At 63.8% G+C, this 11,675-nt stretch carries 7 protein-coding genes, 2 tRNA genes and 1 pseudogene; 7 read left to right on the top strand and 3 right to left on the bottom strand.

Translation table 11 applies throughout. The features are described 5' to 3' along the window. Positions 1–180 precede the first annotated feature (180 nt). From lon to JWQ90_RS21495, 7 genes are all read left to right on the top strand, one after another. Positions 181–2,511 carry an endopeptidase La gene (lon, locus tag JWQ90_RS21525; protein ID WP_366919568.1) on the top strand — a complete coding sequence of 777 codons (2,331 nt, stop codon included), beginning with the start codon at positions 181–183 and terminating at the stop codon, positions 2,509–2,511. Between the two features lie 320 nt (positions 2,512–2,831). Next, entirely contained in the window at positions 2,832–3,104 is a 273-nt protein-coding gene (locus JWQ90_RS21520; protein WP_299697047.1) for an HU family DNA-binding protein, read from the top strand. Between the two features lie 89 nt (positions 3,105–3,193). Beyond that, positions 3,194–3,269, top strand: a tRNA-Val gene (locus JWQ90_RS21515). A 9-nt stretch (positions 3,270–3,278) separates the two neighbouring features. Continuing rightward, positions 3,279–3,355 (top strand) — tRNA-Asp (locus JWQ90_RS21510). A 130-nt stretch (positions 3,356–3,485) separates the two neighbouring features. Further along, a complete protein-coding gene (locus tag JWQ90_RS21505; RefSeq protein WP_299697046.1) occupies positions 3,486–5,423 on the top strand; it encodes a SurA N-terminal domain-containing protein in 1,938 nt (645 codons plus the stop codon). Between the two features lie 27 nt (positions 5,424–5,450). Then, complete coding sequence (locus tag JWQ90_RS21500; RefSeq protein ID WP_299697045.1) at positions 5,451–6,758, top strand: dicarboxylate/amino acid:cation symporter; 1,308 nt, start codon at positions 5,451–5,453, stop codon at positions 6,756–6,758. 164 nt (positions 6,759–6,922) lie between these two features. Next, positions 6,923–8,989, top strand: a complete 2,067-nt coding sequence (locus JWQ90_RS21495) for a S8 family peptidase (protein ID WP_299697044.1) — start codon at positions 6,923–6,925, stop codon at positions 8,987–8,989. Positions 8,990–9,052: 63 nt separating this feature from the next. On the opposite strand, the gene fabV is transcribed toward JWQ90_RS21495, so the two are convergent. The 3 genes and pseudogenes from fabV to JWQ90_RS21480 all read right to left on the bottom strand — a co-directional run. Then, positions 9,053–10,246, bottom strand: a complete 1,194-nt coding sequence (fabV, locus tag JWQ90_RS21490) for an enoyl-ACP reductase FabV (protein WP_299697043.1) — start codon at positions 10,244–10,246, stop codon at positions 9,053–9,055. Positions 10,247–10,361: 115 nt separating this feature from the next. Further along, on the bottom strand, positions 10,362–11,378 hold the full coding sequence (locus JWQ90_RS21485) for an AgmX/PglI C-terminal domain-containing protein (protein WP_299697042.1): 1,017 nt from the start codon (positions 11,376–11,378) through the stop codon (positions 10,362–10,364). Between the two features lie 49 nt (positions 11,379–11,427). Then, positions 11,428–11,675 (bottom strand): annotated as a pseudogene (locus tag JWQ90_RS21480) (biopolymer transporter ExbD); the annotation flags it as partial.

Below are 11,675 nucleotides of genomic sequence, written 5' to 3'. Positions count from 1 at the left end.
CGTCATCTGCTCGAAACTTACCCTCGGCTATGCCGCTTGCCGCCTTGAAAAGCCTGCGAGCCATCCTCATCTGCAGTAATCTGAAGGCTATACGCCTCACCACCGAGAAACCACGTGGAAGCATCCCAAGATCGTCTGGCTCCCGTACTGCCGTTGCGCGATGTCGTGGTCTATCCGCATATGGCGATCCCGCTGTTCGTCGGGCGCGAGAAATCCATACGCGCACTGTCCGCCGCGATGCAGGACGACAAGCGCATCCTGCTGGTCGCGCAGCGCACCGCGGACACCGATGATCCGGGCAGTGAGGACATTTATCGCGTGGGTACGCTGGCCAGCATCCTGCAGATGCTGAAGCTGCCCGACGGCACCGTGAAGGTGCTGGTCGAAGGCGTGCAGCGCGCGCAGATCTTCAAGCTCGAAATGGACGGCAGCTACGTCGTCGCCGAGTGCAAGCCGCTGCCGATCGACGAAATCCCGCCGGGCACCAAGGAAGTCGATGCGCTGGTGCGCTCGACGCTCGCGCAGTTCGAGCAGTACATCAAGCTCAACAAGAAAGTCCCCGCCGAACTGCTGCCGTCGCTGGCCAGCATGGATGCACCGGGCCGCCTCGCCGACACCGTCGCTGCGCATCTGAATCTGAAACTCGAAGACAAGCAGACGGTGCTCGAGATCGACGATCCGCACGCGCGCCTCGAGCATGTGTTCGCGCAGCTGGAAAGCGAAATCGACGTGCTGCAGATCGAAAAGAAGATCCGCGGCCGCGTCAAGTCGCAGATGGAAAAGAACCAGCGCGAGTACTATCTCAACGAGCAGATGAAGGCGATCCAGAAGGAGCTCGGCGAAGGCGAGGAGGCGCCGAACGAGCAGGAGGAATACGCGCGCAAGATCGAGAAGAGCGGCATGCCGAAAGAGGCGCGCGCCAAGGCCAAGGCCGAGTTGAACAAGCTCAAGATGATGCCGCCGATGTCGGCCGAAGCCACCGTGGTGCGCAATTATCTCGATCATCTGACAACGGTGCCGTGGAAGAAGACCACCAAGGCGCGCATCGACCTGAACCTGGCGCAGGGCAAGCTGGACGAGGATCACCATGGCCTGGAGAAGGTCAAGGAACGCATCCTGGAATATCTCGCGGTGCAGAGCCGCGTGAAGAAGCTGCGTGGCCCGATCCTGTGCCTGGTCGGCCCGCCGGGTGTCGGCAAGACCAGCCTCGGCCGCTCGATCGCCGAAGCGGTGAACCGCAAGTTTGTGCGCATGTCGCTGGGCGGCGTGCGCGACGAGGCCGAGATCCGTGGCCATCGCCGCACCTACATCGGCGCGATGCCCGGCAAGATCGTGCAGAACCTGTCGAAAGTCGGCGTCAAGAACCCGCTGTTCCTGTTGGATGAAATCGACAAGATGAGCAACGACTTCCGCGGCGATCCCTCGTCGGCGCTGCTCGAAGTACTGGACCCGGAGCAGAACTCGACGTTCAACGATCATTACCTCGACGTCGACCTCGATCTGTCGGACGTGATGTTCGTCGCCACCGCCAACACGCTGAACATTCCGGGGCCGCTGCTCGATCGCATGGAAGTGATCCGTCTTGCCGGGTATACCGAAGACGAGAAGCTCAATATCGCCAGGCAGTATCTGATTCCCAAACAGTTGAAGAACAACGGTCTGAAGCCGGTGGGCGAGCTCGAGATCAACGATGGCGCGATACGCGGCGTGGTGCGTCATTACACGCGCGAAGCCGGCGTGCGCAACCTCGAACGCGAGATCAGCAAGATTGCGCGCAAGGTCGTCAAGGAAGTGCTGCTGAAGCCGAGCGACAAGGCGGTGAAAGTCACCGAGAAGAACCTCGACAAATACCTGGGCGTGCAGCGCTTTCGCTATGGGCGCGCGGAAGAAAAGAATCAGGTTGGCCAGGTTACCGGTCTGGCGTGGACCGAAGTTGGCGGCGAGTTGCTGTCGATCGAAGCCGCGCTGGCGCCGGGCAAGGGCAAGCTTACGCAGACCGGTTCGCTCGGCAATGTCATGCAGGAGTCGATCGCAGCGGCGCTGACTGTCGTGCGTTCGCGCGCGCGCGCGCTCGGCATCGATCCCGCGTTCCATCAGGCCAACGACATCCATGTGCATGTGCCGGAAGGCGCAACGCCGAAGGACGGCCCCAGCGCCGGTGTCGCGATGTGCATCGCAATCGTGTCGGCGCTGACCAACATCCCGGTGCGCGCCGATGTCGCGATGACCGGCGAGATCACGCTGCGCGGCGAAGTGCTGCCGATCGGCGGGCTCAAGGAGAAACTGCTCGCGGCTCAGCGCGGCGGCATTCGCACGGTCGTGATCCCTCAGGAAAACACCAAGGATCTCGCGGACATCCCGGCGAATATCAAAAAGGAACTGAGGATCGAGCCAGTGCGTTGGATCGAGGACGTGCTGAAGATCGCGCTCGAAACGATGCCCGAGCCCAAGGCATCGGATACGCCGGCGCAAGTTCCTGCCGCGTCAACTGAGGCGGTACGCCCGCACTAAGCAAAGATCGTTTTGCGATGTCTGCGGGGCTGTGTTGCGCAAATGGGGGATGCGCCCGCAGCCCGCAAATTCGCTGAGGATTTGCGGGTTTTCCTGCAGCGCCCTGAGTAGGTTTTTTGATTGACGAGCAACGGACGCGCTTGATATAAAAAGCTGTCTCCGTTGTTGCGTAAATTGGCTACATCAAACGCTTCTTTGCTTGCCAGCGCTGATCAGCTGTCCACTCATAAAAGCGCTGCAACGGCTCGTTTCGATATCGCACGCATGGCTCATGGCTTTGCGCGCCGCAATGCAATCAAAAAATTCCGGGGACGTCTCAAATGAATAAATCAGAATTGATCCAGGCGATCGCCGACAAGGCCGATCTGTCCAAGGCAGATGCGGGCCGCGCCCTAGACGCGCTGATTCTCGTGGTCGGAAAGGCGCTCAAGAAGAAGGACAAAGTCGCTCTGGTTGGTTTTGGTACGTTCCAGGTTCGCGAGCGTGCTGCTCGTGTCGGCCGCAATCCCAAGACCGGCGCGACCTTGAAGATCAAGGCCAGCAAAACGCCGTCATTTAAAGCTGGCAAAGCTCTAAAAGATGCGATAAAGTAGCGGACTACGTGGGGCGCTGATGTCGTTGAACGGTCTGTGAAAAGTCTGTTTGGCGGTTCGATTCGAGGTTCGCAAGACGCGTCGCCCAGGGGTGCTTAGCTCAGTCGGTAGAGCGTCGCCCTTACAAGGCGAATGTCGGCGGTTCGAGCCCGTCAGCACCCACCATCAAAAAGTGGAGCGGTAGTTCAGTTGGTTAGAATATCGGCCTGTCACGCCGAGGGTCGCGGGTTCGAGTCCCGTCCGCTCCGCCACTCGATTTGCAAAAGGGGCACCTCGCAAGGGTGCCTTTTTTGTTTTGCGCGTCACGAAAATAGCGCTATAAGAGCGCGTCAAGACCGCGTCACAAGACGCATTCACTGTTTCGAGTAAAGACGACCTGCCATGCTGCAAAACATTCGCGATCGCTTGTCCGGCCCCATCGTTTGGTTCGTGATCGGTTTGATCTGTATTCCGTTCGCGTTCTGGGGCATCGAATCCTTCAAGGGTGGCAGCGTCGATCCGATCGTCGCGAAGGTTGGCGACCACGAGATCACACAAGCCGAATTTCGTCAGGGCTACGATCAGCGCTATCAGCAGCTGCAGCAGATGCTCGGCGAAAACTTTCGCCCCGAGATGATCGACAAGACGCGTTTCCGTCAGAACGTGCTCGACGACATGGTGCAGGAGCAGGTACTGCGTCAGTACGCGCATGACGCCGGTTATCGCGCCAGCGACGCGGCAGTGTTCAATTATCTGAGCAGCGTTCCGGCGTTCCAGGAAAACGGAAAGTTCTCGACCAAGGTTTATCGCGATCTGCTGTCGCGTCGTGGTCTGCAGCCGCAGCGCTTCGAAGGCGATCTGCGCGAGTCGCTGGTGATCGACCAGCTGCGCGAGAGCATTGCCGATTCGGCCTTCGTCAGCGACGAGGAAGCACAGCTGACGCGCCGCATCAGTGGCCAGACGCGTGACATCGGCATGGCCGTGTTGCCGATCGCCCGCTTCCAGAAGGATGCGCAAATCACCGACGCGGAAATCGCCGCGCGCTACGAGGCCAACAAGGCCAATTACATGGCGCCCGAGCGTCTCAAGCTCGCATACGTCGATCTCGATCTGGAAAAGTTGTCGAAAGCCGAGAATCCCGGCGCCGATGTATTGAAGGTCGCCTACGACGCGGAGAAGGACAGCCGTTTCACCGGCACCGAAGAGCGCCGCGCGCGCCACATCCTGGTGGCCTTCGGCGCCGACAAGTCCGCGTCCAAGGCCAAGATCGAAAAGATCGAGGCGGAACTCAAGGGCGGTGCCGACTTCGGCGAACTGGCCAAGAAGAATTCCGACGATACCGGTTCCAAGACGCTGGGCGGCGATCTGGGCTGGGTCAAGCGCGGCATGATGACCAAGTCGTTCGAGGACGCGTTGTTCGCGCTCAAGTCCGGTGAAACCAGCGACGTGGTCGAGACTGAATTCGGCTGGCATCTGATCCAGCTCGAAGAACTGAAAGCGCCGAGCGCGCGCCCGTTCGAAGATCCAGGCGTGCAGGCCGAGCTGCTCGAGGTCTATCAGCAGCGCGAGGCTCAGAAACGCTTCCAGGAAATGTCGGACAAGCTCGAACAGCTCGCGTTCGAGAGCCCGACCTCGCTGGATACCGTTGCCCAGACGCTCGGCCTGAAGGTCGAGACCACCGACTGGTTCACGCGTGCCGGCGGTGCCGGCATCCTCGCCCAGGAGCCGGTCAGGCTGGCAGCGTTTTCGCAGGAGGTTTTGACCGACAACGAAAACAGCAAGCCGCTGTCGGTGGGTCCGGGCCGCGTCGTCGTCATTCGCAAGAGCGAGTACGAAGCGCCGCGTCAACGCCCGATGGCCGAGGTCGCCGACGGGATTCGTGAAGAACTCAAGCTTGCTACTGCGAAGACGCTGGCTGCCGCGAAGTCCAGGGAGTTGCTGGCGGCGCTGCGCAAGGGCGACACGCTCGACGCTGCCAGCGCCGCCGTCGGCGCCGAAATGCATGCCGATACCAATGTGAAGCGCAATGGCTCCACGCCGGAGCGCGCCGTGGTCGACGCGACGTTCAAGCTGCCGCGTCCGGCCGAAGGCAAGCTCAGCGCCACCGAGCTTGCTCTTGCCAATGGCGACCTGGCCGTGATCTTGCTGCGCAAGGTTGACGAGCCGGAGGCGAGCCCCGCCGAGGCGAAAGGCAGCACCGCGCAATTGCGTGAAGCCGTCGCCGGTGCCGAATACGCGGCCATGCGCAAATCGCTGGAGAAGGAGTTCAAGGTGAAGATCGAGAACCCGCCGGCCGATGAGTCCGCCGCCACGCCTGCGCCCGACCAGAAAGGCGGCTAACGGAGCACGCTGATGCGGAGCACTCGGATGAAATGGCCGGCTCTGCATTGGCAAATCGCCATCGCGCTGGTGCTGGCCGTTGCCAGCGGGTGGTGGTTGGGAGATGTGCCGGCGTTCCTGACGTTCTGCGACTTCGCCGGCAAGATGTTCTTGAACGGCCTGAAGATGCTGGTCGTTCCGCTGGTGCTGTCAGCGATGATCGGCGGCATCGGCAACCTGAGCGAGTCCTCGAAGATCGGCCGCTACGGCCTGCGCACGCTGGCGTTCTATCTCGGCACCGGCACGATCGCGATCCTGACCGGCCTGCTGATGGTGAACCTGCTGCATCCGGGGATCGTCGACGGCAAGCCGGCCGGCCCTCTGCTCGGCCTGGACGCCGACACCGGCAAGGTCATGGAGAGCGTCAAGGGCAAGGGCGCCGGTGACATGCTCGCCGTCGTCGTCCGGCTGGTACCCGAGAACGTGTTCGCCGCGGCTGCATCGGGCGACATGCTCGGCCTGGTGACTTTCGGTTTCCTGTTCGGCTACTTCGTATCGCGTCTGCCCAAGGAGCTGCACAAGACCCAGCGCGATTTCTGGCAGGGCATCTACGAAATCATGATCAGCATCGCCAAGGTGGTGATGGCGTTCGCGCCGATTGGCGTGCTCGGCCTGGTCGCGCCGATCATCGCCAAGACCGGCTGGAGCGCGTTCCGGCCGCTGGCCTGGTTCTGCGTCGCCGTGATCAGCGCTCTGGCCACGCATATGCTGATCACGCTGCCGATCGTGCTGCGCGTGATCGGCCGGGTTTCGCCAATCCGCCATTTCCGCGCGATGAGCCCGGCGCTGCTGACCGCGTTCTCCACCAGCTCGTCGGCCGCCTCGCTGCCGAGCACGCTGGGGTGTCTGGAGACGCGCGCCGGCGTGCCGCGGCGGATCACCGGCTTCGTGCTCCCGATCGGCGCCAACGTCAACACCGACGGCACCGCGCTGTACGAATGCGCCGCCGCGATGTTCATCGCCCAGGCCTACGGCCTGCCGCTGGATCTGCCGACGCAGTTCACCATCGTGCTGGCCGCGCTGCTGACCTCGATCGGCGTGGCCGGCATTCCGTCGGCGAGCCTGGTCGCGATCGCGCTGATCCTGACCTCGATCGGCCTGCCGCTGGAGGGCGTGGGCCTGATCCTCGCGGTAGACCGCGTGCTCGACATGTGCCGCACCGCGGTCAACGTGTTCGGCGATTCCTGCGCGACGATCCTGGTCGCGCGGCTGGAAGGCGAGGACGGCATCCTCGGCGAGAAAGCCTTGCCTGGCCGCCAGCCTTTGCGAGACGCGTCACAGGACGAAGCTCGCTGAGTGATTTCCGCGTTGGATGCAAGTGTTTCCCCGATGTTTCTCTTTGTATCCACTCGCTAGGCTCGAAGTACAGGGGGCGGTTGCCCTGTGTCCGCAGGATGCGGATGCCGGATCGGCAAGTTCGATCCGCCTGATCTGGATTCGAGTAAGGCAAGGAGAGTGATATGCAAGGGAAAGCAGAGGCCCGCCGTTGGGCGGGCATCGCGCGTCTGGCCGCCTGGCTGACGCTGGGGCTGACGATCTCGTTGTCGGCACAGGCGCAAGTTGCGCCGTCCGCCGACGATCAGGGCCCGCCGCAGCGGATCATCGTCAAGTTCAAGGACGGCGACGGTGTGTTCGCCGCGCATGCAGTCGCGGCGCGCGCTGTATTGGAGGCGGCCGCGGCACGTCGCGGCATTGAACTCGCGCCGATGCGCGCGATCGCCACCGGCGGCGAAGTGGTGAAAGTGCAGGGCAGGCGCCTGGGCGCCGACGAGTTCGCCGCGCTGCTGCGGGATATTGCAGCCGATGCGCGGGTCGAGTACGCCGAGGAAGATCGGTTGATGAAGGCGCTGCTGACGCCCAACGACACGCGCTACAGCGAGCAATGGGATCTGTACGAGGCGACGGCCAGCCTGAAGATGCCGGCCGCGTGGGACGTCACCAGCGGCAGCGGCGTGGTCGTCGCGGTGATCGACACCGGTTACCGGCCGCATGCGGATCTCGCGACCAACATCGTCGGCGGCTATGACTTCATCAGCGATACCACCGTCTCCAACGACGGTAACGGCCGCGATAGCGACGCCAGCGATCCCGGCGACTGGTACACCACCGATCAATGCGGCGCCGGCACCGGCTCGTCGAACAGCAGCTGGCACGGTACCCATGTATCCGGCACGATCGCCGCTCTGACCAACAACGGCAACGGCGTCGCCGGCATCGCCTACAGCGCCAAGGTGCTGCCGGTGCGCGTGCTCGGCCGCTGCGGCGGCTACACCTCCGACATCGCCGACGGCATCATCTGGGCTTCCGGCGGTACCGTCAGCGGCGTGCCGGCGAACGCGAATCCGGCCAAGGTCATCAACATGTCGCTCGGCGGCAGCGGCGCCTGCGACAGCACCAGCCAGGCGGCGATCACCTCGGCGCGCTCACGCGGCACCAGCGTCATCGTCGCGGCCGGTAACGAGAACACCAACGCCTCGAACTCGAGCCCGGCCAACTGCTCAGGTGTGATCGCGGTGGCCGCGGTCGGCCGCACCGGTGGCCGCGCGTACTACTCGAACTACGGCAGCATCGTCGACGTTGCCGCTCCCGGCGGCGACACCAGCAGCGGCACCGCCAACGGCATCCTGTCGACACTCAATGCCGGCACCACGACGCCGGGTGCCGACAGCTACGCGTTCTATCAGGGCACGTCGATGGCGACGCCGCACGTCGCCGGCGTCGCGGCGCTGCTGTACGCAGTCAAGCCGACGATCACGCCGGACGAAGTCGAGAGCACGCTGAAGAGCACCGCGCGTGCGTTCCCGGCGACCTGCTCGCAGTGCGGCACCGGCATCGTCGACGCGCCGGCCGCGATCGCCGCGGCGCAGGGCACCACGCCACCGCCGACTTCGAGCGTGCTGCAGAACGGTGTTCCGGTGACCGGCCTGGCCGGTAGCGCCAATACCGAGTTGCGCTACACGATGATCGTACCGGCGGGTGCAACCGGGCTCAGCTTCACGATGTCCGGCGGCACCGGCGATGCGGATCTGTATGTGAAGTTCGGCTCTGCGCCGACCACGTCCAGCTACGACTGCCGGCCGTACAAGAGCGGCAACGCCGAAAGCTGCCCGATCACAAGCGCGCAGGCCGGCACGTACTACGTGATGGTGCGGGGCTACAGCACGTTCTCCGGCGTCAGCCTGGTCGGCGCGTTTACCACCGGCGGCAGCAGTTCCTGCGCGGCGGGCTACACCGCTTACAGCGGCTCGCTAAGCGCCGCGGGCAGCTACTACGCACCGACCAGCAGCGGCTATACGACGAGCGTAACCGGCACCAACAGCGGCCGCCTGAGCGGGCCGGCTGGCGCCGACTTCGACCTGTATCTGCAGAAGAAGAGCAGCAGCGGCAGCTGGAGCGCGGTGGCGAGTTCCCTGGGCTCAACCGCGACCGAGTCGATCGACTACAGCGCCGCGGCCGGCACCTATCGCTGGCGCGTCTATGCGTACAGCGGCTCGGGCAGTTTCTCGCTCTGCACCAAGCAGCCGTAGTCGCGCGGCGTTGCAATAAAAAGGCCCGCGATCATCGCGGGCCTTTTTTATTGGAAGCGCGAGTCAGCCGATGACGTTGGCGATCGGCACTACCGGGTCGACGTCGGCCTCGTAGTCCACGCCGGCGATGTCGAAACCGAACAGGCGCATGAACTCGTGCTTGTAGCTGGGGAAGTCGGTCATCGTCGGGATCGTGTCGTTCTCGATAATGTCCCAGTTCTTTTCGACTTCGGCCTGCACCTCGAGATCCAGTTCGGCATAGTCGGTGCGCAGGCGGCCTTCGGCGTCCATCGTCGGCGTGGCGCCGTAAAGGTTGTCCTTGTACAGCGTGTAGATCTGCTCGATGCAGCCTTCGTGGGTGCCGCGCGCCTTCATCACCATGAACAGCGTCGACAGGTACAGCGGCATCACCGGGATCGCCGAGCTGGCCTGGGTGACCACCGCCTTGAGCACCGACACGCGCGCATCGCCGCCGCTGACCGCGAGCTTCGCACGGATATCCAGCACCTTCTTGTCGAGGTCCTGCTTGGCGGCGCCGATCGTGCCGTTCCAGTAGATCGCGCGCGTGACTTTCTCGCCGACGTAGGTGAAAGCCGTGGTCTTGGCGCCCGGCGCCAGCACGCCGGCCTCGGCCAGCGCGTCGATCCACATCTGCCAGTCTTCGCCGCCCATCACCGCGACGGTCTGGTCGATGTCGTCCTGGGTCGCGGCTTCCAGCGTGACGGTCTTGATCACCACCTTGTCGGTGTCCAGGCCGCGCTGGGTCAGCGGCGCGCCGATCGGCTTGAGCACCGAATTGAACACTTCGCCGGTCTTCGGGTGCTTGCGACGTGGCGAGGCCAGGCTGTAGATCACCAGGTCGACCTGACCCAGATCCTGCTTGATGACCTCGATGGTCTTGTGCTTGATCTCGTCGGAGTAGGCGTCGCCGTTGATGCTCTTGGCGTACAGGCCTTCGGCTTCGGCGAACTTGTGGAAGCCGGCGGAGTTGTACCAGCCGGCGCTGCCGAGGCGGGTCTCTTCGCCGGCACGCTCGTAGAACAGCCCTAGCGTCGCCGCACCGCAGCCGAAGGCCGCGGTAATGCGCGCCGCCAGGCCGTAGCCGGTGGAGGCGCCGATCACCAGTACCCTCGATGGCCCACCGGCGACGGCGCCCCTGGCCTTCACGTAGTCGATCTGCTCCTTGACGTTGACTTCGCAGCCAACCGGATGAGCTGAGACACACATGAAGCCACGGATTTTGGGTTTGATAATCATTGAAGGATCGTCTGGTTCGTTTCGATTGCGGGGGGCGCCGCCTGTGCGGAGCCCCCCGGCTCAAAAGCCGACTTGTCTAAGCAAGAAGCCGGCCTTCCATACGCCGGCGCTCGCCTCAGGCCGGGAACAACACGATCGGATAGTTCGGATACGTGAATGCCGGCACGTTCTTGGCGCCGAAGTTCAGCAGCCGCACGCGCTGCAGGATCTTCTCCTCCAGCTCCGGATCGCCTAGTTCGCTGGAGACCATCTGGCAGGCGGAGACCGAGCCGTTCGGCGCGATCGTCAGGCTGATGACGATCTTGCCGCGCACGTCCGGCTTGTCGCGCAGTTCGCGCTGGTAGATAGCGTAGAACGCGGCCTTGCTGCGATCGAAAGTCTCCTGGATCTCACTGAGCGTGCGCGCGGCGATCTGCTTGTCGCCACTCTGGCCGGGCCGGGTCTTGTCCGGCCCCATGCCGATCGGGCTTTCGACCACGGTGGTGCGGCGCTGGCCGAGCCCGGCGCCGGACTGCGAGCGGCGCGTGTCGCCGGTGCCGGAGCCGGAAATGCCGCCGGAACTGGCGGCCGCAGACTGCGCGATCGACGCGCCGCCCGCAGCCGAACCGCCGGACGCGCCGGTGCCGGCCTTGGCCGTGACCATGTCGCTGGTCAGCGGCCGGGCCGTGTCGATGCCCTGCAGCGAGTTGTCGCGCAGCGCCTTGAGCTGGTCGGCCATCGCCATGACGCCGGTCTGCGAGGCCTTGTCGCGCGCCGATTCCACCTGCTGCTCGCGGGTCGGCTCGGGCTTCGGCGTCGGTTTTTCGGCCTTGGGCTTGGCTGGTTCGGGCTTGGCGACTTCCTGCGGCTTCGGCTCTTCGGATTTGGGAGAATTGTCTTCCGAGGGCTTGGGCTCTTCGGTCTGGTCCGCGACTTCGGCGTCGGGCAGCAGGCTGACGTAGCGGCGGTCCAGCGTGTCGCCGCCGCCGCGCTCCAGGCCGGCCAGTTTCAGCAGCGGAATCACGATGGCCAATATCAGGAAAACGAACAGCGCGATCGTCGTCACCTTGCGGAACAGGCGATCGGCTTCGTCCGTCAGACTCCAGGCATCGGTGCCGATTACGGCGTTGTGGTGCAGAGCGGTGGCGCTCATGCGACTCCTCCTTGAGCGCTGATCATCACGATCCCCATCACGATCCCCATCACGAACCCTTCTTCTCGACGACGGCCAGCGAGATGCGTGCGAATCTCGTATCGGTACAGGTCGCCATGACCTTTTTGAGCAGGTGATAGGGGATGGACTTGTCGGCGACGATATTGACCTCGCCGCGGGTGAGGCGGTTCTGGGTATCGCCGTCGACCTGCATCAGCGGGGCGAGCAGCAGGGCGGATTTCAGCGGCGCCAGCAGTTTCACATCGGCTGGAAGTGCCTGCTCGGTGCGCATCACCG

Source organism: Hydrocarboniphaga sp. (assembly GCF_028291725.1).
Taxonomy (GTDB): domain Bacteria; phylum Pseudomonadota; class Gammaproteobacteria; order Nevskiales; family Nevskiaceae; genus Hydrocarboniphaga.
Note: the sequence above shows the minus strand (reverse complement) of the source record. Positions and strands in the feature narration are given on the sequence as shown.

Bases quoted from the DNA above. Each gene is read 5' to 3' on its own strand.
- lon (WP_366919568.1), top strand. From the start codon at position 181: ATGGCGATCCCGCTGTTCGTCGGGCGCGAGAAATCCATACGCGCACTG.
- JWQ90_RS21520 (WP_299697047.1), top strand. From the start codon at position 2,832: ATGAATAAATCAGAATTGATCCAGGCGATCGCCGACAAGGCCGATCTG.
- JWQ90_RS21505 (WP_299697046.1), top strand. From the start codon at position 3,486: ATGCTGCAAAACATTCGCGATCGCTTGTCCGGCCCCATCGTTTGGTTC.
- JWQ90_RS21500 (WP_299697045.1), top strand. From the start codon at position 5,451: ATGAAATGGCCGGCTCTGCATTGGCAAATCGCCATCGCGCTGGTGCTG.
- JWQ90_RS21495 (WP_299697044.1), top strand. From the start codon at position 6,923: ATGCAAGGGAAAGCAGAGGCCCGCCGTTGGGCGGGCATCGCGCGTCTG.
- fabV (WP_299697043.1), bottom strand. From the start codon at position 10,246: ATGATTATCAAACCCAAAATCCGTGGCTTCATGTGTGTCTCAGCTCAT.
- JWQ90_RS21485 (WP_299697042.1), bottom strand. From the start codon at position 11,378: ATGAGCGCCACCGCTCTGCACCACAACGCCGTAATCGGCACCGATGCC.